19 protein-coding genes are annotated in these 22693 nt (G+C 60.4%); 7 read left to right on the top strand and 12 right to left on the bottom strand.

The genetic code is table 11. The features are described 5' to 3' along the window. The first annotated feature begins 2 nt into the window (after positions 1–2). Complete coding sequence (locus tag C5L12_RS14935) at positions 3–383, top strand: cupin domain-containing protein (RefSeq protein ID WP_105372840.1); 381 nt, start codon at positions 3–5, stop codon at positions 381–383. Positions 384–405: 22 nt separating this feature from the next. Then, positions 406–1527 (top strand): ABC transporter ATP-binding protein, encoded by a 1122-nt coding sequence (locus C5L12_RS14930; RefSeq protein WP_105372839.1) that lies wholly within the window; start codon positions 406–408, stop codon positions 1525–1527. 163 nt (positions 1528–1690) lie between these two features. Here C5L12_RS14930 and C5L12_RS14925 read toward each other — a convergent pair whose 3' ends face one another. Beyond that, positions 1691–2926, bottom strand: coding sequence for a glycosyltransferase (locus tag C5L12_RS14925; RefSeq protein ID WP_105372838.1), 1236 nt, complete (start codon positions 2924–2926; stop codon positions 1691–1693). Between the two features lie 160 nt (positions 2927–3086). Here C5L12_RS14925 and C5L12_RS14920 point away from each other — a divergent pair, with 160 nt between their 5' ends. Next, complete coding sequence (locus C5L12_RS14920) at positions 3087–3767, top strand: DUF2161 domain-containing phosphodiesterase (protein ID WP_105372837.1); 681 nt, start codon at positions 3087–3089, stop codon at positions 3765–3767. A gap of 77 nt (positions 3768–3844) precedes the next feature. Here C5L12_RS14920 and C5L12_RS14915 read toward each other — a convergent pair whose 3' ends face one another. The 8 genes from C5L12_RS14915 to C5L12_RS14880 form a co-directional block, all read right to left on the bottom strand. Then, positions 3845–5053: an MFS transporter gene (locus tag C5L12_RS14915; protein ID WP_105372836.1), complete on the bottom strand. Its 1209-nt coding sequence runs from the start codon at positions 5051–5053 to the stop codon at positions 3845–3847. Positions 5054–5114: 61 nt separating this feature from the next. Continuing rightward, the gene (locus C5L12_RS14910; RefSeq protein WP_105372835.1) at positions 5115–6104 is read right to left on the bottom strand and encodes an AraC family transcriptional regulator; all 990 of its coding nucleotides are present in this window, start codon (positions 6102–6104) and stop codon (positions 5115–5117) included. Between the two features lie 86 nt (positions 6105–6190). Then, positions 6191–7840 (bottom strand): FAD-dependent monooxygenase, encoded by a 1650-nt coding sequence (locus tag C5L12_RS14905; protein ID WP_245422913.1) that lies wholly within the window; start codon positions 7838–7840, stop codon positions 6191–6193. 46 nt (positions 7841–7886) lie between these two features. Next, positions 7887–9326, bottom strand: coding sequence for an aldehyde dehydrogenase family protein (locus C5L12_RS14900; protein WP_105372922.1), 1440 nt, complete (start codon positions 9324–9326; stop codon positions 7887–7889). Between the two features lie 11 nt (positions 9327–9337). Next, entirely contained in the window at positions 9338–10354 is a 1017-nt protein-coding gene (locus tag C5L12_RS14895; RefSeq protein WP_105372833.1) for an amidohydrolase family protein, read from the bottom strand. 167 nt (positions 10355–10521) lie between these two features. Then, positions 10522–11301: an IclR family transcriptional regulator gene (locus C5L12_RS14890; protein ID WP_105372832.1), complete on the bottom strand. Its 780-nt coding sequence runs from the start codon at positions 11299–11301 to the stop codon at positions 10522–10524. Then, complete coding sequence (locus tag C5L12_RS14885; protein WP_105372831.1) at positions 11298–13241, bottom strand: TRAP transporter permease; 1944 nt, start codon at positions 13239–13241, stop codon at positions 11298–11300. Before C5L12_RS14885 ends, C5L12_RS14890 begins: the two co-directional genes overlap by 4 nt. Positions 13242–13246: 5 nt before the next feature. Further along, positions 13247–14203 carry a TAXI family TRAP transporter solute-binding subunit gene (locus C5L12_RS14880; RefSeq protein WP_105372921.1) on the bottom strand — a complete coding sequence of 319 codons (957 nt, stop codon included), beginning with the start codon at positions 14201–14203 and terminating at the stop codon, positions 13247–13249. Positions 14204–14382: 179 nt separating this feature from the next. Between C5L12_RS14880 and C5L12_RS14875 the strand changes: the two genes are divergently transcribed. Both C5L12_RS14875 and C5L12_RS14870 read left to right on the top strand, forming a co-directional pair. Continuing rightward, complete coding sequence (locus C5L12_RS14875) at positions 14383–16104, top strand: thiamine pyrophosphate-requiring protein (protein WP_105372830.1); 1722 nt, start codon at positions 14383–14385, stop codon at positions 16102–16104. 143 nt (positions 16105–16247) lie between these two features. After that, positions 16248–17384, top strand: a complete 1137-nt coding sequence (locus C5L12_RS14870; protein ID WP_105372829.1) for a DJ-1/PfpI family protein — start codon at positions 16248–16250, stop codon at positions 17382–17384. Between the two features lie 164 nt (positions 17385–17548). Here C5L12_RS14870 and C5L12_RS14865 read toward each other — a convergent pair whose 3' ends face one another. Next, positions 17549–18400 carry an alpha/beta fold hydrolase gene (locus C5L12_RS14865; RefSeq protein WP_105372828.1) on the bottom strand — a complete coding sequence of 284 codons (852 nt, stop codon included), beginning with the start codon at positions 18398–18400 and terminating at the stop codon, positions 17549–17551. Further along, the gene (locus C5L12_RS14860; protein ID WP_245422912.1) at positions 18397–19014 is read right to left on the bottom strand and encodes a glutathione S-transferase N-terminal domain-containing protein; all 618 of its coding nucleotides are present in this window, start codon (positions 19012–19014) and stop codon (positions 18397–18399) included. The genes C5L12_RS14865 and C5L12_RS14860 overlap by 4 nt, the downstream gene beginning before the upstream one ends. A gap of 155 nt (positions 19015–19169) precedes the next feature. Here C5L12_RS14860 and C5L12_RS14855 point away from each other — a divergent pair, with 155 nt between their 5' ends. Beyond that, complete coding sequence (locus tag C5L12_RS14855) at positions 19170–20153, top strand: zinc-dependent alcohol dehydrogenase family protein (RefSeq protein ID WP_105372826.1); 984 nt, start codon at positions 19170–19172, stop codon at positions 20151–20153. Positions 20154–20166: 13 nt separating this feature from the next. On the opposite strand, the gene C5L12_RS14850 is transcribed toward C5L12_RS14855, so the two are convergent. Further along, a complete protein-coding gene (locus C5L12_RS14850; RefSeq protein ID WP_105372825.1) occupies positions 20167–21771 on the bottom strand; it encodes an MBL fold metallo-hydrolase in 1605 nt (534 codons plus the stop codon). Between the two features lie 319 nt (positions 21772–22090). On the opposite strand from C5L12_RS14850, the gene C5L12_RS14840 reads away from it, so the two are divergent. Next, complete coding sequence (locus C5L12_RS14840) at positions 22091–22606, top strand: baeRF12 domain-containing protein (protein ID WP_245422911.1); 516 nt, start codon at positions 22091–22093, stop codon at positions 22604–22606. The last annotated feature ends 87 nt before the right edge of the window (positions 22607–22693 follow it).

Below are 22693 nucleotides of genomic sequence, written 5' to 3'. Positions count from 1 at the left end.
ATATGACCGAAAGCGACATCATTTTCAGGAAGGCGGGCGGCGAGTTCGTGCCGACATCCTGGGGCGAATTGAACTGGAAGATCACCGGGGAAGGCACGCCGGGAGCGGAAATGACCTTCGGCACCTGCCGCATCAATCCCGGCGAACGCAACCAGCTGCATTCTCATCCCGATTGCGAGGAAATCCTCTATGTCATCTCCGGCAGTTGCGAGCACAAGCTCGGCGACGCGCTCTACCTGCTCCATCAGGGCGATGCCATTCGCATTCCCCGCAACATCCACCATTGGGCGCGGGCGCTCGGCTCCGAACCGCTGTTTGCGCTCATCATGTTTTCGTCCGGTCAGCGCACGGCCGTGAACCACGAAGGCGAGGGCACGGCCTGAGGGCCTGCCGGGGAGGAGAGACATGGCTTCGATAGGATTGCAGAATATCAGGAAGAGCTACGGCAGCCTTCCCGTCATCCACGGCGTCGACGTGGCCATCGAGGATGGCGAATTCATCGTTCTGGTCGGCCCATCCGGCTGCGGAAAGTCCACCCTGCTCAGGATGATAGCCGGGCTGGAATCGATCAGCGACGGTCGGCTCTTGATCGGGGGAGCCGTGGTCAACGGCCTCAGATCCAAGGACCGCGACATTGCTATGGTGTTCCAGAATTATGCTCTCTATCCCCATCTCACCGTCGCGGAAAACATGGGCTTTTCGCTGAAGCTGCGTGGCGTGGCCAAGGATGAGATCGCGCGGAGGGTCGACAATGCGGCAAAGGTCCTGGCGCTTGAGTCTTATCTCGACCGCCATCCGCGCCATCTCTCCGGCGGTCAGCGCCAGCGTGTCGCCATGGGCCGCGCCATCGTGCGTGACCCCAAGGTCTTCCTGTTCGACGAGCCGCTCTCCAATCTCGACGCAAAACTCAGGGTCGCGATGCGGGCGGAAATCAAGGAACTGCACCAGCGACTGAAGATCACGACGGTCTATGTTACTCACGATCAGACGGAGGCGATGACGATGGCGGACCGTATCGTCGTCATGCGCGACGGGATTGTCGAGCAGGTCGGCACGCCGCTCGACATTTACGACAATCCCGCCACCACCTTCGTTGCTGGCTTCATCGGCATGCCCGCCATGAACCTGATCAAAGGCCGCGTACAAGCCGACGATCCCAGGACGTTTCGCACGACGGACGGCGTCCCGCTACCGCTGCCAGCGGAGCGCCCGCCGCTCTGCGGAGATCGCGAACTGATCTACGGCGTCCGGCCGGAAAAGCTTTCCATCGTGGGGCAAGGGGGCCTTCCCGCGCGCGTCGCCGTGGTTGAACTAACCGGATCGGAGACGCAGGTCATCGTCCGGGTGGAAGAGCAAGATCTAACCGTGCTGCTGCGCGAGCGCGTCGCGCTGCGCCCTGGCGAGACGATATTCCTTGATGTCAATGCAACAGACATTCACCTTTTCGACGCAGCGACCGGCCGGCGCCTTCAGGTAACACAAAACACTGCCACGCGTATCGTTGATCGGGTTGGCGCAGGTTCGTAGTGATCTCGCAGGTAACTGTCTTGCAGGCAGGCGCTGAGCATAGATCACCTTGCCTATGGAGGTGGCCTTATGCGGCGCGGCATGAGCAGGCGCCGATCAGGCCGGCGAAACACGCCGCCCAACCAGGTCTGGCAAGCCGAGCCAGATCTCCGTCCCATAGGCGTCAAAGGCAGTATCGCTCCAGCAGCGCAACCGCCGACTTCAGCCCTTCCTCCTGCCTGACCTGCTCGCCCAGCGAGGCGGCGCGATCGCGAAGCGAAGGGGCGTCCATCGCGTCGATTGCGCCGGCTATTGCCTCTGTCGTGATGCGCTTCCTTGACAACGGGGGCGGAGAGACGCCGAGATCGTACATCCGGCGCGCCCAGAATGGCTGATCGCCGAAGAACGGACATATGGCGCAGGGGATGCCTGCCTTCGCTGATGCCATAGTCGTTCCGGCGCCACCGTGATGCAGAGCCGAATGCGCGAACGGTAGAATGCGATCGTGCGGTGCATCTTGGAGGACATAGAGGTCAGGATCCTGCAACGAAGGGGAGATCGCGCCCCCTCCGCTCAACAGAAGGCCGCGCCGGCCGGTCAGGCGAAGAGCTCCGACGATTGCTTCGGTCAGCGTTTCAGACGACATTGCCGGCATGCTGCCGAACCCCACATAGACCGGCGCGCTCCCACCAGCGATAAAATCCTGCAGCGTGGACGGCATCGCCCAGTCTGGTCTTTCGAGGAACCAGGGACCGGTTACATGAACATCTTTGTCCCAGTCGGCGGGAATGGGAATTATGTGGCGACTATATGAGTATAGGGTTGCCTTTGGGCGGAGTGTTTGCGGACTGTCCGGGGGCAAACTCAGATGCTGGTGGCGCCACTCTGAAACCGTTCTGGCGAACAGACGCTGGCTGCCCCATGCGACGGCCCTGTGGCTGAGCCTGTTTAATGGGCCCAGAGAGCGGAAAGGAAGAATGGGGCTGGGAAAGGCTGACGTAGGCGTCAGGACGGGCAACGGCGCAGCGAGGATTGGGATCGAGCCAAGCTGTTCTGCTATATGAAGCGCGGCCAGCGACTTCGGATGGTAGACGATAGCATCCGGACGGAAATCCCGAGCCGCTTCCCATTCTGCAAGAAGAAGACCTTCGATCAATGGGCGGATATTTTTGAGCAGTCTGAGACCCGCTGCAAAACCCTCGCCCCCTTCAATCGCTGCTTTCCCCTCGGGCGTGTCGATAAGTGCCACCAGGTCTCCTGGCAGGGCCACATATGCAATCTCCCGATCTTTGGCGAGCGAAGCATATTGAACGGGTCCGGCAAGCTGGACATCGTGTCCGGCTGACCGCAATGCTAGAGCAAAGGCGACAAATGGCTGGACGTCGCCGCGCGTGCCGTAAGTATGGATCGCAACACGCATGTTATCCCTCGCCACCCTTGATGTGCAGCGTATTTAACGTGCGCAAGCAGAATAACGAGACCACGTCTCGAAACAACGATGTTGCCGCCATTGAAGCGGTGTCCTGGAGGGACAAATCGATGTAGGTATGGAGTGAACCTCCGCTTAATCCCGCAGGCATATGGAAACTTCGCTTTATCTGCCCGTCAAAGGCTTTCTCGAACAGGCAGGTTACGTCGTCAAGGGCGAGGTTGGCGGCTGCGATCTCGTCGGCTTGAGCGACAGTGATCCGGCTGTTGTGGTGATCTGCGAGTTAAAATTGAGCTTCAACCTGGAGCTCATACTGCAAGCCGTCGATCGCGCAGCTGTTGCTGACGAGGTCTGGATCGCGGCGCGAGTATCGGCCAAGGGCAAAGGTCGCGAGGCGGACAAGCGCTACCGCGATCTCTGCCGCAGGCTCGGAATCGGCATGCTCGGCATTTCCGATGCCGGTGACGTCAGCGTTATCGTCGGCTCCATATCGCCAATGCCGCGCACCAATCCGAAACGGCGTTCGAAGCTGATGCGCGAACACCAGAGGCGGCGCGGCGACCCGGCAGTAGGCGGGAGCACGCGTACGCCCCTCATGACCGCGTACCGCCAGCAGGCGCTCGGTTGTGCCGCAGCGTTGGCATCGGGGCCGCTGCGTGTGCGCGAAATCAGATCCGGCGTACCGGATGCCGGAAAGATCCTGCTTTCGAATGTCTACGGCTGGTTTGAACGGCTCGATAGAGGCGTCTACGGCCTGACCGACGCTGGGCGGGAGGCGCTGCAGCGATGGCCGCAGCAGGACATGCAGGCAACAATGGCTGTACCGGCTTGATGCCTTGGGGTTTGGGCGATGCTTCCGCCATGTGGAGAACGCACCGCCCGCCTGGTTACGCAACCCGCAAGCAAAGATCAGCTGCGGGGCTGCAGCAGCGCCAAGGCGACCGTCGATGCGGCCAGGGCGGCGGTAAGGACCAACGGCCCCATGGCGCCATAGTGGTCCACAACATAACCACCGAAAACCGCGCCGATACTGATGGCGACCTGGAAAGAGACGACCATCAGGCTGCCCGCTGCCTCCAGGGCGTCGGGTGCCTCGCGGGAAAGATTGGTCGGCAGTACCACCGGCGCCATGCCGAAGGCGAAGCCCCAGAGCGTGACGAAGCTGAAGGCAACGCCAATATTCGCACCCCAAAGCACCAATGCGAGTGCGGCAAATGCCATCAACACGGCGGTGACGGCGAGTGCCATGTGGATATTGGCGTCTGCCAGCCGGCCACCGGCAACGTTACCGATCACAGCGGCAATGCCAAACCCGAGCAGTGCCAAGGCAATCGGGCCGGTTTCAAGGAGCGTCACTTGTTCGAGGAAGGGACGCACATAAACCGAGCCGGCAAAATGCCCCGTCATCAGCAAAAGGATGGCCAGCATTCCCAATTGAACGCCACGCCGCCGTGTCAGCCGGAAAACATCGGCGAGACTGTTGCTTGTATTTGCAGGCAGCGTTGGCAGGCTGAGTACCTGCAGCAGCATGGCCAGCGCGGCAAGCCCCGCTGTCATCGCCATGGCGCTACGCCAGCCCAGCCAATCGCTGATCAAGGCGCCCATTGATGGTGCAGCTATGGTGGCGAGCGAGACGCCGAGGGTGACGATGGCCATGCCCCGACCCGTCGCATTGGCGCCCACCAGTCTCGCCACGACGGCGACCGAAAGCGCCCAAAAGCCGCTAAGCGCGATGCCCAACCCGGCCCGGCCCAACAACAACAGCCAGAAATCGGTCGCCAGCGCGGCAAGAATATTGGAACCGATCGCCAGCGCACTGAGGCCGACCAGCACCGTCTTGCGGTTCAATTTGCCTATGAGAACATTGCTCAGGAGCGCCGTCACCGCGCCGACGGAAGCCGTGGCGGTGACGACCTGTCCGGCCGTTCCCTCGGTAATGCCGAGATCGCGCGCCATGGGCGTCAACAGACCCGCCGGCAGGAATTCGGCCGATACCAGAGCAAAGCTGGTAGCCGCCATCGAAAGAACGGCGAACCAGGTGGCCCCGCTCCATGCGACTGGCTCGGCGGCATCAAGGTCCATCGTGGTGGATTCAAGCTGTGAAATTGTGTCCGTCATTGAGATATCCCTTTAGCTCAAGGGAAATTTCATAACCGAAGCCTTTAGGATGATATGTAGCTTAAAATCCGAAATCCATATCAATTCGTCCGGAATTTGTGCGGCGCACAAGGCCTGGTGAGACGCTCGTGAGGCGCTTGAACGCACGAGCGAAGGAAGCCTCGGATTCATAGCCCAGACGGGAGGCAACCTCGGCAACCGACAGGCCGTTTTGCCCCAACAATTCGCGGGCGAGCTGCATGCGCAGACGCGCCAGATAACGCGCCGCGCCTTCCCCTAAGACAGCGCTGAAGCGTTCAGCAAAGACGGATCGCGATTGGCCTGCCACGCCAGCGAGACTTTCGAGAGTCCAGTCATGGCCGGGGTCTCGGTGCATCGCTACCAGAACGCGGCCGATATGAGGATCGCGGATGGCGGCGAGCCAGCCGGTAGTCGAGGCTCCGCTGCAATTGACCCAGCAGCGGATAAGCCGCGCAACGAGCAGGTCCGCCATACGTGACAAGACGGTGGCGCTGCCCATTTGAGGCTGTGCAGCTTCCGCCGTCATAGCTGCAAGCAGGGGACCAACGATCGGGTCATTGCCAGCCACATCACAGCCCTTGATGATTGGCGGCATCAAAGCGATCAAAGGATTAAGCGCATAAGCGCCCAAAGTCATGGAGCCGCAGAAGAGGGTGCTGGTCGCACCCGTTCCTTCACGCACTACTTCGCAGACATTATCTCCGAGTTTTGTTACCTGGCACCCTTTGAGCGAGTCGCCTACAACATCCGGCGCGCTGGCCAATCGATGGGCGATGCCTTGCGGCAGCAGCACCAGATCGCCTTCATTCAACTCCTGCCATCCCTGGGCTTCGGTATGGATCCAGCATGGACCCTGGCTGACAAAGTGAAAACGAAGCAGCTGCTGTTGCGTAAAGGCGATGCTCCATGGATGCCGGAGTTCGCAGCGCCCATAATTCACCCCACTCAAGCGAAAGTCTTGCAGCACTTCGCTTAGTGCATCCATCGGAATGTGTGAAGGCGACGGCGGCCGGGACAAATGATCAAGCATTTGGCAAATTTAGGTGCAGAGCGTCCGGCTTGCAAGTCCAAACCTTGGCGAGCTTTCTGCGTTGCTCTTCGCGAAATCGTCGCCAGTCAGGCGTTTGGATTGAGCGTCTTGAGAGCGTCCGCTTCGCTTCTCTTCAAATGCCGGGTCATATCGTATGTTTCTGATCGACCTTGGCAACGAAGAAGAATTGATAGTGCAGAAGATGTCTCATCTTCCTCGGCCCAGGCGACAAATTGATCGGGTCGAACAAGCACATAACGCGCTTTGTAAGCGGATCTGGCCTCATCGCTGTCATCTGCGACGATCTTGAGTGGTAGATCCAGGCGTTCCGCGCCAATCCTGAAATCATCTAAAAGAGCAGGACTGGCTTTGAATGCGAGCAGCGTGAAACCGGGGCCGAGTTCTTCGTAGACATTGCGGCCTGAGGACAGCATCTGAGGAGGCAGGTGATGTCCGGCTTTGGCGCGCAGTTCGTGGCCACCGATGGCATTCGGCATGCCCTCGAAATCTCCCCAGATGACAGGAGAGCCCCGGTAGTTGGGCTCGAAAGCATTCACTTCCGCACGCGCCCCGGATCCCCGTGCCTGCCATTCCGCCTCGAATGCCGGACGGTCGCGGGCAGGGTCGAATGCCTCCAGGAAGGCCCTGTCGCTCTCGATCGCCTTCCCGATAAAATCGCGGGCAGTGGATATGAAGACCGGCCGGCGTTCCATATCATAGCTGTCGAGCAGGCGTTCTCCACCCCAGCCCTCTAGCGTGGCTGCAAGCTTCCAGCCGAGATTTCGGGCATCCTCGAAACCGGTATTGATCCCGTAGCCACCATAGGGCGGGTGGCTATGGGCCGCGTCACCCGCGATAAAGATCCGGCCATTGCGATAGCTGTCGGCGGTCGCGATCCGCAGATCCCAAAAACCAACATGCTCGAATTCTATGTCGAATTCCGCTCCGACGGCATGGTGGAGATAGCCGGCGAAATCGAAGTTGTCCTTTGTGGTTCCAGGCGGTACCGGCGCGTGAAAGAACCAGGTTTTGCCGAGGTCCACGCGGCCGAAGAACTGCCAATAGCCCTTCAGGTCCGGATGCAGGACATTGTAGAAGGACTTGCCTGGAAAACGCTTCAGGAGTTCGTGAAGCCCGGTCGAGCGGAAGACCAGGAGTACCATCAGCCGGTCGTGGTCGGATTTGGTCTGGGTGATGCCTGCCTTTTCGCGGATAACGGATCGACTGCCGTCGCAGCCCACGGCATAGGCGGCGCTGAGACTGCGCTGTTCGCTTCCGTCACGGCTGGCGATCGTGACCGTCACCCCGTCCTCGTCCTGCCTCACGTCCCTGCCGGTCCAGCCATAGAAGAGCTCCACCGCAGGCAGCTCCCGCACCCGTTCGCGCAGGACCTCCTCGGTGCGGTACTGCGGCAGGCGTTCGTTCTCGGTGAAATAGTAGGGGCGAACCAGTTCGCGCTGGAGCCAATCGTAGTGATAATCGCCGAGCAATGAACCATAGGCGGTGAGGCCGCCGATCCCATATTCCTTTGGCACGGTGCGGGCGGCGCGCAACTGTTTCTCCGCCCCCCAGAAGTGGAAGTGTTCCATCGTCCGCTGCGTCAGGTTCTGACCCTTGGGCACCTGTTGGGGAGAGGGGTATCGTTCGACCAGGATGGTGTGGATGCCCCGCTGACCGAGCTCGATTGCCAGGCCCGTACCAACCGGACCGCCACCGACAATGACAACGTCTGCCATTTTCTTCCGCATTTCCAAATACCTGTCGCTCCAGGAATTGCCGCAATCAGACGGTGCCGGCTTCGAGGTAGACGTGCTTGGTCTCGAGAAAGTCGTTGAGGCCTTCCGGTCCATGGAGCCGCCCGAGACCGGAATGGCGATAACCGCCGGTTTCGCCTTCGGCAAAAAGCCGGCCGTGGCAGTTGAGCCAGACTGTGCCGGCACGAATGGCACGGGAAACGCGGGTCGCGCGGTTGAGGTCGCGGGTGAAGAGGCTGGCTGCCAGACCGTAACGGGTGGCATTGGCCTTCGCGACTGCCTCCTTTTCGTCCTCGAAGCCCTCGATTGACACGATCGGGCCGAACAACTCTTCCTGCACCAGTTCCGATTGAAGGTTATCGATGCGGAAGAGACTGGGCGTCATGAAGGCGCCTTGGCCGAGCGGCTCGCCGCGCAGGACAAGCTCTCCCTCGTCCGCCGCTTGCTCGATGATGGAGGCAACACGCTTCTGGTTAGGCAGATCTATCAGCGATCCCATCTGGCTCTGCGGATCGGCTCCCGGCCCGGTGCGAACGGCGGAAAAGGCGGCCTTCATCCTTGCGGTGAACTCCTGCTCGATCGATTTGTGCACGAGAAAACGCGCGGCAGCGACGCAGATCTGCCCCGCCATCATCAGCGAACCGCTCGTCAGCTCGCGCACGGCCTGATCGAGATCGGCGTCATCGAAGACCACAGCCGGAGCTTTTCCGCCCAGTTCAAGCGACAGACGCTTCAAGGTGGGCGCCGCGCCAGCCATGATGCGCTTGCCCGTGGCGCTCGAGCCAGTGAAGCTGATGACGTCTACGTCGTCGGAAGCAACCAGCGCTTCGCCTACTTCGGTGCCGTTCTCGTTTACCGAATTGACCACGCCCTTCGGCAGGGAGGGGCAGTCGTGAAGGCATTGCATGACGCGCTGGTGAATGAGTGGTGTCTGTGGTGCGGGCTTGATAACGGTCGTGCAGCCGGCTGCGAGTGCCGGACCAAGCGAGCGGACCAGAAGCGTAACCGGGGCGTTCCAGGGGACAATGATTGCTGCGACGCCGGCGGCTTCGCGGTTCATCATCGAGAAATTGCCCGGCGCGGTTTCGATCGTGCGGCCAAGGATGGTGCGCGCAAGGCCGCCGTAATAGCGGGCCTCCGAGATCGCGCCGATCGTTTCCCCGAGCGCTTCGCGCCTCAGCTTGCCGTTTTCGGCGACGATGAGGTCGGCGATCTCGTCGCGCGCGGCTTCCAGCCGGTCGGCGAATTCGAACAGCACCGCCGCGCGCAGGCGAGGGGAGGAGGCCCAGTCGGTCTGGTCAAAGGTCTGGCGCGCAACGGCCACGGCCTGATCGGCGAGAGCCCTGGTGCCCGGCACGTAATGGCCGAGAACGCTGCCGTCGGCCGGGTTGGTGCTTTCGGCAGTTCCGCCGTCGGCGATCCATTCGCCATTGATGTAGTTGTCGGCTCTCCCAAGTTCCGCCAGCATCGTGAACTCCATCAGATGTTGAGGCCGAGCAACGCGACGGCATTGTCCTGGAAGAGCTTGCGCCGCACCTCGTCCGAGACGTCCAGTTCCTCCAGGATGCGGATCGTCTCGCGGATGTACATCGGACCGCCCTCGGGATCGAAGGGGGCATCGGACGCAAAGAGTACGTGGTCCTCGCCAAAGAACTCGATCGCGTGCTTGATCGCCATGCGGGATCCGAAGCTTGCCGTATCGGCGTAGAAGTCCTTGAAATATTCAAGGTGCGGCCGCTTGAGCGAGCGGCGGACCGCAGCGAGATCGCGATCCGTCGTGCGCTTGCCCATCTGGTCCCAGCCGGGGCCGACCCGACCTTCGAAGAAGGGGATCATGCCGCCGGCGTGATGGGTGATGACCTTGAGGCCCGGATATTTGTCGAAGAGGCCGGAGAAGACCAGGCGCGCCATTGCCGCAGAGGTCTCGTAGGGCCAGCCGAAGGTCCACCAGATCTCGTACTCGGAGCGTTTTTCGCTGAGATAATCGGGAAAGTTTTCGCCGCGCGCAGGGTGCAACCAGACCGGTTTGCCGGCGGAGGCCATATACTCGAAGAATGGCCCGAATTCCGGCAGGTCCAGCGGCTTGCCGCCGACATTGGTGAAGATCTGCATGCCAACGGCACCGAGTTCCTCGATCGCGCGCTTGGCCTCAGCCACGGCCGTGTCAGGATTGCTGAGTGCTGCGGTGCCGATGAAGGCGGGAAAGCGTTCCGGGTATTTCAGGCAGAGTTCGGCCATGGAATCCGAGCCGATCCGGCTGAGATCGAGCGCCTTTTCCGGCCCGGCGAGCTTTTCTAGCGGAGGTGAGGCGAGCGACAGGACCTGCTGGTAGTCCTCTCCGAACATATCCATCACCTCAAAACGCCGGTCGAGCTCCGTCATCATAGGCACGGCGCCGGAACGCATGGTGATGTCCGTCATCGCGCCGATATGGTCGATCAGCGCGTCGAAGAAGGGCTTCGGCCAGATGTGATTGAAAATGTCGATCTTCTTCATGGGAGACCTCCTCCTAGCCGTCCTGCAGGCGCCGGCGGGCATACTCGCCAGATCCTTTTCCAAATGGGGAGCCTGCCGTTGCGACGTCGACACAGCTCCTCCTCCCTTGGCCCCCAAGATGCTGGGGCGGGAAAGTCAAGTCAACACATTTTCTCTCTATATGAGATTTATTGCGTGGTAGCCTGATGTCGGTGGGATGCCAGTGCAGCGCTGATCTCGCTGCCTGAACGGCGAACGTGCTGCCCGATCTCGTCAATCGTCGTGCCGTTGACGAGGCTGCCGGAAATGGTGACGCAAACGCTTGCAATCGGGCTCCGGCCTGCATCGAAGACGGGGGCGGCTATTCCGACTACGCCTGGCGTCACCTCGCCATAGGCAACCGCAAACCCTGCCTTTTTTACCCGTTTCAGGCTTTCCAGTACTTCTTCTATAGTGCTTCCTAGGCCGACTGCCTTCATGTCCGCTATTGCCCTTTCGATCAGCGGCACGAGATGCCGCTTGGGAAGAAAGGCCATGATCGAGCGCCCGATCGCGCCGCGGCTCAAGGGCATCGGACGGCCGCGGGGATAGGAACTGACGGGGTTCTTCACCGAACTGCGCGAATCGACACAAAGGATCTTTTCGCCGTACCAACGCACGACCAATGCGGTACAGCTGTATCGCGAAGTGAGATTCTCGAGATGTGGGGCGCCATTCAAGATCAGTGTGTCGGACTTCCTCAGGAGATAGTCCAGTTCAACGATCTTCGGCCCGAGCGTGAAACCCGTGTTCGGCATTGAGGTGAGAAGCCCCGCCGATTTCAGGATCTTGAGATAGCGATAGAGGGTGGGGCGGCTATAGCCCAACACCTCCATCATTTCTTCCGGCGTCCATTCGAGGCGATCTTCGCTGAAGACCTCCAGAACGGCCTGCAGACGTTCGAGACTATTGATCGCCTTTGTCGTCAAGTTATTGCATGCTCCACCACTTTTCTCCCGGTGACATAGGCGAATATCATCGCGGGTATCCCTACCACAAGTCCCACGGCATCGGTGTAGATCGCTCCCGGGAATGCGCCTGCGGGGATGAGCGAAAGGATGCCAGAGACGGCGAAAACGATCCGCATCAACGTAGATAAGCGGCTCGCGAAGTAACCGGCGAGTGCTGCCGACACCAGCCACATGCCGAACGTCGCGGTAAGGACCGCCCACGCCACCTCGCCAGTCTCTCCAATCAGCAGCAAGCTGGGGGAGTAGGCGAACATGAACGGGATCACGAAAGCGATCCAGCCGAACTTGCACGAGGCAAGCCCAGTCTTGATCGGATCCGCTTTGGCGATGCTGGCTGCGGCGAAGGAAGCAAGCGCAATCGGCGGCGTGATCATCGACATCATGCCGAAGTATAGAACGAAGAGGTGGGCCGCCATCGGATGCAAGCCGACCTCGACCAGCGCGGGTGCAACCAGCGAAGCCAGCAGTACGTAAACGGCCAGCGTTGGTAGGCCCATGCCGAGGATTATGCAGACGATGGCGGACATCAAAAGCAGGACGATCGCGCTGCCGCCGCCGAGCTGCACGAGAGCGTAGGTGAGATTGAAACTTAGGCCCGTGATATTCATCACGCCGATAACAATACCGGCGGCGGCCGAGATGACGATGATCTCGACGACGGATTCCCCTGTTTCCACGATTGTGTCGAGGAGTTGGCGGACGGATGCACGCATGCCGTCGTAACCGAAGACGGCGGCTGTCGCCACGACACTGGCGCAGGCAAGGAAGGCAGCGCGTTCTGGGAGCCAGTTCATTCCAAAGAGCGCATAGATCAGCAATCCGAAGGCGATCAGGAAGTGGAGGCCGCCCATGATCGTACGGCGGCTAGGGATCTGATCCTCCGGAGCGCTTTTGATACCTAGTTTGGCCGCTTCGAGGTCGGCCTGGATGAACAATGCGCCATAGTAGAGCAGGGCCGGGACAAGAGCCGCGAGCGCCACGTCTGCATAAGGTACCTGCAGGAATTCGGCCATCAGGAAGGCAGCAGCGCCCATGACGGGCGGCATCAGCTGTCCGCCGGTTGAAGCCACCGCCTCGATGGCGCCAGCCTTGTACGCGGGATATTTGTCACGTTTGATCATGGGGATAGTGACAACGCCCGTTGCTACGACATTGGCGACAGCGGAGCCGGAGATCGAGCCGAACAGGCCCGACGCCACGACGGCGATCTTCATCGAGCCGCCGCGATAGCGCCCCATTGAGAGGAGCGCAGCATCCGTGAAGAATTTTGCGCCGCCGGTTGCCCCCAAGAGCGCGCCGAAGAATATAAAGGCCACCACGATCGTGGCGCCGACGGAGAGGGACAATCCGAAAACGCCATTGACATCGTAGGCCATGTAGCCTGCAAGCTTCTGCCAGTCCTGCGGACGGCCTGCCAATCGCCCGGGAACGATGTTTCCGAACATCGCATAGAGCAGGAATACGATCATGATGACGACGAGAACCCAGCCCGTGGATCGCCGCAAACCCTCGAGAAGCAGCACGAGCAGGATAATACCTGGCAGCCAAGCCTCGACCGGACGGGTGAATACGAAATTCACCACCGTAGCATAGTTGATGGCGATATAGGCGCAGGCTGTGAGGCTGAGGATCGCGCCGGCGACGTCATACCAGGGCAACGCCTGATCTGTCCGTTTCTCGCGATCAGGCCGATAGAGCATGAATGCGAGGGGCAGGGTCAACGCCAGGATGACGGCGAGGAACTGCTGCGGATAATAGGAGACGCCCATCATCCGGGGCACGTCCAGAGACCACGCCATCGCCGATAGGGTGACGGCTGCGGCAAGCGCAGCAGCCACAGGTCTCCATAGGCGGGCGGGAACGCCGAAATCGGGCTCCCTCGTGCGTTCCGCGTCCATGGCGGTCACTCTTTCCAAAGCCCGACTTCCTTGTAGAAGCGGATAGCGCCCGGATGATATTCTCCCGGCGCGGTCTCGCCCACCATGTTCTTGGGCTGGAATTCGCCGAAGGGCGGAAAGGCGGCTTTCATCGCTTCCTTGCTCTCATAAAGGATCTTCGTCATTTTATAGACGGCTTCCTCGTCTGCGGCGGAGTTTGTGAAGACAAGCTGCGGATAGGCGATGTAGGTGCCGGCTTCGCGTACGCCCGGAGTGGCCGGGCCGGGCTCCATCTTCACGACATATCCTGACTTCCAATGCTTTCGGATGGCGGCCTTCGCTTCCTCCGTGTCCGGTATAGTCAGCGCCCTTAGACCGCCCACGGCGGCGTCAGCCTCGCGCACCTTGCCTGCGCCATGGGCGAAGATGAAGCCGGCGCTCTGGCCAGAGATAAATGCATCTGCGCCTGCCACGACGCTCGGGACCTGAACAGGCCGCATATCCGCACGCGTCAACCCGGCGGTCGCATAGATGGCGTCGAGCTGCGGCAGGATCGTCTGTTGCGCCGTATAACCGTCGACCATAGGCTTGCCCTTAAGGTCGGCGATTGTCTTTATGTCGCTGTCGGCCCGCACGAAGATCGCTTCCTTGATCGGCATGATGAGCCCGACAATACGAAGGTTTTCGTTGACGCTGCCGGAAAACCAGGCCTCGCCTTTCAGGGCATTATTGAACTCCTCCAGATTGCCGACACCGAATTCGACGTCGTTTTGATTGACCAGCGGCATGTATTGGTTCGGGCTGGTTGCTGGCTGGATTGTCGCATTCAATCCCGCGTCGTTGGCCGCCTTCGCCACCGCCGTACCGATATTGTGGAAAATCGAGCCGGGATTTGAAGTTGCGATACCGACGGTCTGGGCGGACGCACTGCCGAACATGACGAGTCCAGCCGCCAGAGCGGCGGCAAACAACTGCTGCTTCATGATTTTCTCTCCTCCGCTTGTTTCCTCCATCGGCCAAGCAACCGACATAAAATCTCATTAAGAGAGATTATTGATCGATCATCTCTTGCATTTTGATAATTTACAAGTGCATTTTTGAGGTGACGCGAGTTGGTCGGGACGGCCGGGCGGGGCTGATAAACGGACACTGGGAGGACCTCATGGACGAAGCGACTGAAGGAACGGAGGTCCAAACGCTGACGACGGGCGCGGAATCCCTCCTTTTGGGGCTCAAGCGCAATGGCATCGATTACATCTTCGCCAATGCCGGTACGGACTTTCCGCCGATTATCGAAGCCTTTGTGTCGCTTGATAAAAGCTCCGTTCCCGAACCTATCACGGTCCCGCATGAGACTGCGAGTGTTGCCATGGCCCACGGTTATTACCTCGTCACCGGCCGGCCGCAGGCGACGATGGTGCATGTCAATGTCGGCCTGGCAAATTCCGTCATGGGAGTGATCAATGCGGCGAGCGACAACGTTCCCGTGGTGGTGCTTTCAGGGCGTACGCCGATCACCGAAAGCGGCCGCCGCGGTACCAGAGTGACGCCCATCCAGTATGGGCAGGAGATGTACGATCAATCCTCGATGGTAAGCGACGTCACCAAATTTCACTATGAAATGCGCTACCCGGAGCAGGGCGAGATCCTTGCGACCCGTGCGACGCGCCTTGCGATGAGCGAGCCGCGCGGGCCGGTCTATGTCAGCCTTCCACGGGAGCCTTTGATGGACGCTGTCCCGCCTATTGCCGGGCAGTCGGTTTCCCCGCAAGCGGTATCGTCGGTCGCCTATCCCGACCCGGAGGCGATCCGAACGGCTGCTGCCTGGCTTGCCGCGGCTCGCGCGCCGCTTGTCATATGCCAGCGCAGCGGTCCCGATGGAAAGGCGGCCGCGGAAATCCTTCGATTTACGGAGGAGTTCGCCATCCCGGTCGTCGAGCCCTACACGGTGCGAAACGTGATGCCGTCGGAGCACTCGATGTTTCTCGGCTATGACGTCAAGGCGCCGCTCAAGGAGGCGGACGTCGTGCTGGTGATCGACAGCGCCATTCCCTGGATGGAGTCGCTCCACCGCCCGGACAGTAATACGCGGGTAATCCAGATAGGGCCCGATCCGCATTTCCAGCGCATGCCGATCCGCGGTCATCGCAGTGATCTTGCGATCGTCAGCGATCCGGCCGCGGCCATGGCCGCGCTTCGCGAGGCGGTGCGGCCGTTGGCGGGCGGTGCCGAGGAGCGGCGGAGGATGATCGCCGCGCGGGCGCAGCAGCGCGTGGAGCGCGCCGCCGCACTGGCTGCTGCAGGGTGTGAGAGCCCGATGTCCGCCGAATGGATGAGCCGCTGCATTTCCGAGGCGATCGACAGTCGGGCGGTGATTTTTTCTGAACTCGGCGTCGTACCGGAGGTGATGAAGGTGAGCGGTCCCAATCGCATCTTCAACAATCCGCATTCCGGCGGGCTTGGATGGGGACTGCCGGCAGCGCTCGGAGCGCAGCTTGCCGACCGCAACAGGCTCTGCATCGCCTGTATCGGCGATGGTTCCTATATGTTCGCCAATCCTGTTGCATGTCATCAGATTGCAGAGGCACTGGAACTCCCTATTCTAACAATCGTCAAAAACAACGGCATTTGGAACGCGGTCCGCCGGTCCGTCGTCAGCAGTTATCCGGATGGGGCGGCAGTTATGGCGAACAAGATGCCTCTCGTCTCGCTTGAACCTTCTCCGGACTACAGCGCGATCGCGGCCGCAAGCCGAGCTTACACTGAACGGGTCGAGCACGGGCGCGACCTTCCGGGGGCACTGGAGCGCGCCATTGGCGTGATCCGCAAGGAGAAAAGGCAGGCGATGCTCGAACTCAGGATTGCCGTTTCAGACGACCGCTGAAATCGGCGTAAGCCCAAATTCTCACGACGGCTTTTATCTTTTCAGTCAGACGCGTGCTTTGGTAGTATTGCGCTAATCAGCGAAAGCATCACGTGGAGTGACTGCTCTCAAAGACTCGTGGATACCGTCGGAGCAGTTCAGCTATGCGGAAATCCGTCTTGATATGGGGTGCCGCCGCGGTTGCCACTCTTGGCATGGCAGGTTTTGGCGGTTGGATGATCAGCCTGCCGTCTGGTACGAGGGCTGCAAATGCACCCCTCGTACCGCAGGCGGAGGCGGACGCGATGCTTGCTTCGCTCAGGCCAACCAAGCGCGAGCGGCCGCTTGTCGCGGTCATCGGCATCAACGATGCCACCGAAACGACCGACTATCTCGTACCTACCGGCATCCTGCGGCGGGCGGACGTCGCCGACGTGATGATGCTGGCAACCAGGCCGGGGCCGGTTCAGCTCTATCCGGCCCTGAAGGTCGAGCCGGACGCGACGATCACGGAGTTCGACGCCAACCATCCCGACGGAGCGGACTACGTCATCGTGCCCGCCATGAGCCGCGACGACGATCCGGCAGCGCTTGCATGGCTACGGAGCCAGGCGGAGAAGGGCGCGAAGATCATTGGTATCTGCGCCGGCGCCAAGGTCGTCGGCGCTTCAGGTCTTCTCGATGGGCGGCGCGCCACCACCCACTGGTATTACCTGAGTGAAATGCTTGGCCGTAGCCCCACGATCGAATACGTAGCCGACCGCCGTATGGTGTCGGATGGAAGCGTCGTCACGACAACCGGCATCACCGCCTCCATGCCGATGATGCTGACGTTGATCGAAGCGATCGCTGGCAGGGGCAAGGCCGAAGCGGCGGCTCGCGATCTCGGGCTCGAGCGGTGGGGTGCGCGGCATGCCAGCGCTGCTTTTAAACTGACTCGACCGTTTGCGACGACCGTACTTGCCAACCAGGTGGCCTTCTGGAACCGGGATGAGCTCGGCATCCGCGTCGAGCCGCGCATGGATGAGGTGTCGCTTGCCCTGGTGGCCGATGCCTGGTCGCGGACCTACCGTTCGAGCGTCACGATTTTTTCCACCTCGGCGGATGTCGTAGAAACGCGCAGCGGTATTCGTGTCATGCCGGACCAGGTGCGTGCGAACTGGCCAGAAGGTCGTCGCGCGTCGACCTTTCCCGACCGGAAGCCGGCGGATGCGCTCGATCAGGCGCTGGAGGCGATTGCGGGGCGCTACGGTCACCCCACCACCAATGTGGTCGCCATGCAGCTCGAATATCCGCGCTGACCACGCCCGAAGTGCCGGCTATAACCGAATGTGCGGTAGCGCCTGCAGGTCAGTCGGCATCAATGCCCGATCCATTTCGGTGCGAGATTATAAACGCCGACCCCTTGCCGGCATCATAGACGTTGGCACGATCCAATTCTCAACCCTCATTTGGCCTGTTACCGTTACTGGGCGGATGTTCGGACATGTTCGTCGATGGCGGAAATGATCTCTCGCCAATCTTCGGGATGAATTTCATGGCCGCCGCCCTCTACCTTTACGAGCTTTGCATCGACCACAGCTCGCGCCAGTGCCTCGCCGTGCGCCAGCGGGAAGACCGGATCGGCCGTGCCATGAAGGACAAGAAGCGGCGCCATCATCTCGTTCAGCCGGCCCTGCCATATGTCGCCGACCTCAAAGAGGATGCTATGGTTGGTGGCGCTGAGATAACCTCCGGAGCGGTCGAAATCTCGTTCAAGGAAGGCTCGGGTCCCGGCTTCGTCGAACGTATGTGCCGTCCCGGCGGTCAGGCGCGCATCCTCGACCAGATATGCGACGGCGTCTGAGCGGTCCGACCAATCCGCCTCCAGGGACATATGCTCCATCCAGGCCTCGCCGCTCGGAGGGAAATGCGATTTGTCCACCCCGACCGGCGAGGTGCTGATCGCCGTCAGGGAAAGCACGCGTTCCGGAAACTTCAATGCGGCGCCTTGGCCGATCATGCCGCCGAGAGAAAAGCCGACGAGATGCACGCTCGAAATCGCGTAGCCGTCGAGCACGCGGAAGACATCATCGACGGCGTCGTCGAAAGTGTAGCCGGGCTGACCGGGCGGATATTTTGTCGAAAGACCTGTGTCGCGTTGGTCGTAGCGGATGACGAAGAGGCCCTGTTCAGCGAGCCGCCGGCAGAATTCCTCCGGCCACCACAACATCGATGCCATCCCGCCCATGATCAGAATGACGGGTGGATGCACCGGGTCGCCGAAGCTCTGCGTGGCGAGCTCGAGCCTGTCAGTGCGGATAACAAGCTCATTCATGCCAAGCCCTCCCGGTGAAACGCCGCTTGTACGGCGGGCCGCTGTTCGATCCGCGCGATATAATCGCCAAGCGGCTCGGGCAGCCGAAAGCCGAGTTGAGCTGCACCCCACGCCAGTTGGAAGAGATAGGGATCAGCGACAGTGAATGTCTCTCCAAACAGATATCCCCGCTCTAATCGGCCTGCTGCGAAGCCAAACCAGTGCAGTATTTCCTGAGCGGTCTGCTCCCGGATGCCTTCAGGAAGCGACAGGTAAGTGGGAAAGCGCTTGTGAATCTCGGTCGCGATGAAACTCAGCATTTCGAGCAGGCGCTCGCGGCCCAGATGACCCTGCGGCGCGAGCTGCGGTGCGCGATCGGCGACCCAAGCCAGGATCGCGACATTTTCGGTCAGCACCTCGCCATCGTTGAACTCAAGCGCCGGCACGTAGCCCTTTGGGTTGATATCTGTATAGCTGCCGCCGCCTTCGATCTGCTTGGTCTCGATGTCAACCTTGACCAGCTTGAACGGGAGTTCAGCCTCCAGCAATGCGATGTGGTCGGCCAGGCTGGTGAAGCCGGGCGCAGAGTAGAGCTTCATTGATCGACTCCTTCTAATATTGATTGCAATTTGCAACTGGTTGCATGCTAGCATACCGATTTTATTTTGCAACCGGTTTTTGAGGGGCAGATCGGGTGTAGTATATGGAGCGACTCTCTGCGGAAGCTCGCAGGCTGAGCGGCGAGCCAGCGACGCCTTGCAACGGATGGACGATTGCGCGGAGGTTCCTTATGAAGGCCATGGTATTGCATGAGGTCGGCAACCCGCTCGAACTGGTGGAGCGGCCAGATCCTGAACCGAAAGCGGGAGAGCTCCGTGTCCGGATAGAGGCATGTGCGGTCTGTCGGACCGATCTGCATGTGGTCGACGGGGATCTTCCAAACCCAAAACTTCCGCTTGTGCCCGGCCATGAGGTCGTCGGCATCGTGGATGCGGTCGGGGAGGGAGTTCCCTCGGCGAGAATTGGTTCACGAGTCGGGATTCCCTGGCTCGGCCATACCTGCGGTCATTGCGGCTATTGCAAATCGCGGGCCGAAAACCTTTGTGATGATCCTCTTTTTACGGGCTACACGCGGGACGGCGGTTTCGCCACGCATGCGGTGGCAGATGCAGCCTATGCCTTCGATCTCCCGATGGCGGCCGACCCTGTTGCCCTGGCACCACTTCTCTGCGCGGGCTTGATCGGCTGGCGATCCCTCAAGAAGGCGGGAGAAGGTAGGCGGATAGGGCTTTACGGGTTCGGAGCGGCCGCGCACATCATCGCGCAGGTCTGCCGCTGGCAAGGAAGGCAGGTCTACGCCTTTACGCGGCCGGACGACAAACAGGCGCAGGCCTTTGCCCAGGAATTCGGGGCGGCATGGGTGGGTGGTTCCGATGAGCTGCCGCCGGCACCATTGGATGCAGCGATCATTTTTGCTCCGGTCGGCAGTCTGGTGCCGGCAGCGTTGAAGGCAGTCAAAAAGGGTGGGCGGGTTGTCTGCGGTGGCATTCATATGAGCGACATTCCGCAGATGCCCTACGCCCTTCTTTGGGAAGAGCGGCAGGTGGTCTCCGTCGCGAACCTAACCAGGGAAGATGCGCAGGAGTTCTTCCCGACCGCGGCGGCAGCAAACGTGAGGACGCATACTGTCGTCTATCCGCTCGCAGATGCAAACCGCGCACTCGATGATCTTAGGGAAGGGCGCCTGAGCGGCGCAGCCGTCCTCATCCCCTGACAACCCAAAGGCGTCACTCCTCTGATCCCGAGAGAGCGCGTCTGACCTTTCGCAGGATTGCGCCGCGAGCCTTTTCGTCTGCCGCACTGTCCAGTTTCTCCTGGAGATCCAGGATCAGAGACTGGAAGTCGTTATGCCAGTCCCTGCGACCGACCTGTAATGGGTTGAGCCTCGGCGGAGCCTGCGCGATGGAAATCTCTCTCGGTTCCCTGGGCGTCAGAGCATATTCGGCATCGAGCGACGGCTCTATGACCCTGACGTGAGGCTGCAGGGTGGAAATGCGCTCCTTCATGGCCGCGACTGCGGGCAGTTCCCCATGGACCAGAAATACGGCTTTCCGGACCGGCGCGCGTGCCGCAAGCCATGCAGCGAGTTCCGGCCCGTCGGCATGGCCGCTGTAGACGTCAAGCTTGCGGATGCTTGCTCTTACGGCAATCTCGTCGCCCTGGATCCGGACGGTAGGGGCACCGTCTTCCAACAGGCGTCCCAGCGTTCCGGTAGCTTGATAGCCTACGAGGAGAACGGTCCCTTCCTCCCGCCACAGCCAATTTTTCAGGCGATGTCGTATACGGCCAGCCTCGCACATGCCACTCGCCGCGATGACGATGTGGAAACCTCGCATGTTGTCAATCGCCTTGGATTGCTCGGCGGTTTCGGTAAACCGGACATTCCTGGCTCGAAGGGCACGAAGCAGCAGGTCACCGTTCTCGAGGTCCCGGGCATGTTTCTTGAAGACCTCGGTTGCTCGCAGGGCCAACGGAGAGTCGATGATGATCGGGCATTGGTCAATCTGGTGTCTCTCCATAAGATTGATCAGGTCGGCCAAAAGCTCCTGAGTACGTTCGACGGCGAAGGATGGTATAAGAAGAGCTCCGTCCCGGTGGCGACAGGCATGGCGGACCTCATCACGCAACATGGTCCGCCGCGCTTCGTCGGAAGGATCGTGGCGGTCGACGTCGCCGTAGGTGCTCTCGCAAATCACATAGTCCCAGCCGGGAGGGGCTTCAGGATCGAATTGCAGCAGCTTGTGGCTCGGGCCGATATCGCCTGAGAAAAGAAGCCGCTGGCGCGCCGCGGCCGTCCCGATCTCGACCTCGATGGAGGCTGATCCGAGAAGATGCCCAGCATTCCAGAAACGGAAGCGGATGGCCGGATCCAGTTCCTCCCATTGCTCGAACCCAACAGTTCTCATCTGAACCAGAGCGGCCATAGCGTCAGCCGCGGTATAGATCGGATCGACAGATTTGCGGCCCCGCCGCTCATTGCGCCGGTTGAGTTGCTCCACTTCCATTTCCTGGATATGAGCGGAATCGGGCAGCATGACTGCACACAGATCCAAGGTCGCCGGCGCGCAAAAGATCGGACCGGCAAAGCCATCCTTAACGAGCTTGGGAAGCAGGCCGCTGTGATCGATATGGGCATGTGTGAGGAGAACCGCATCCAACGATGAGGGTGCGAACGGAAAAGGACGATAATTGAGTTCCTTTTCAGTCTTCGAGCCTTGAAACATCCCGCAATCGATGAGGATTCGGATATCTCCGAACTCAAGGAGGAAACAGGAGCCGGTTACAGTGCCGGCTGCTCCGTGGAACGCGATACGCGGGGAGTGATCGTTCAACGCGGGCCTCCTTGTGTCTCAAATGAATAAATATCGTATTTCTTCGTCTAACTCATCCTCACTGTCGGCAAGTTGACGGAAATCAACGTACTTATGCTCTCCCGATCGGGCGGCGTTCACGTCGCTGTTCCGCTTCTCAAGATTGCGGCTCTTCCGCCGGTCGGCGAATATGAGGTAACCGTTTCGCCGGGTGGCCGGAAGCGGTCGGCCGGATTGCATATTAAGATCCGCACGTATTCCAGGACGGTCTCCATCTTTTCCGCGGATGGTATCGAGCAGCGTCAAAGGCGCTTCTGGTGGCCGAGCCCAGAACGGTAGGATGATTGACACCGATCAAACCCTACGTTTCCAAAATGATTATCCTGCTCCTATCTCCAAGGAGGATGATGTGATGAAGAGCAAGGTCATTCCCTACGACGCCTGGGTGCTCGTTGCGGACGGGCAGAAGGCACTTTTGCTGCGCAATACCGGTACGGCGTTTAAACTGGCGTTGGAGGTCGAACAGGTGATCGAAGCGCCTGACAATCCTTCGGCACGTAGCCAGGGGACGGACAGGCCGGGTCGAGCGGCGGTTGGTAGCCGACGCAGCGCGCTTGGACAAACCGATTTCCATGAGCAGGAAGAGGAACACTTCTCCGTCACTGTCGCGGAGAGGTTGGAGGCGATTTGCGAAGAAAAGAAAGTCCATAAGCTGGTGGTCGTCGCACCGCCGAAGGCGCTTGCAGACCTGCGTCACGCGATGCCGGTCTCGGTCAGAAAGCTGATCCTTGCAGAGTATGATAAGGATCTTATCAAGCTACCGGTGCAGGAAATCGAAAAGCACCTGGCCTTCTAGTCTGAAAGAGACCGCCAGATACTGCCTGCCGGTCTCTTTCAACTCATGCAACCCGCGGTATTCAGCAATTGCTTCAATAACGACGTC

This window comes from Neorhizobium huautlense, assembly GCF_002968575.1.
Classification (GTDB): Bacteria; Pseudomonadota; Alphaproteobacteria; order Rhizobiales; family Rhizobiaceae; genus Neorhizobium; species Neorhizobium huautlense.
This window is presented reverse-complemented; position numbering and strand designations above follow the sequence as displayed.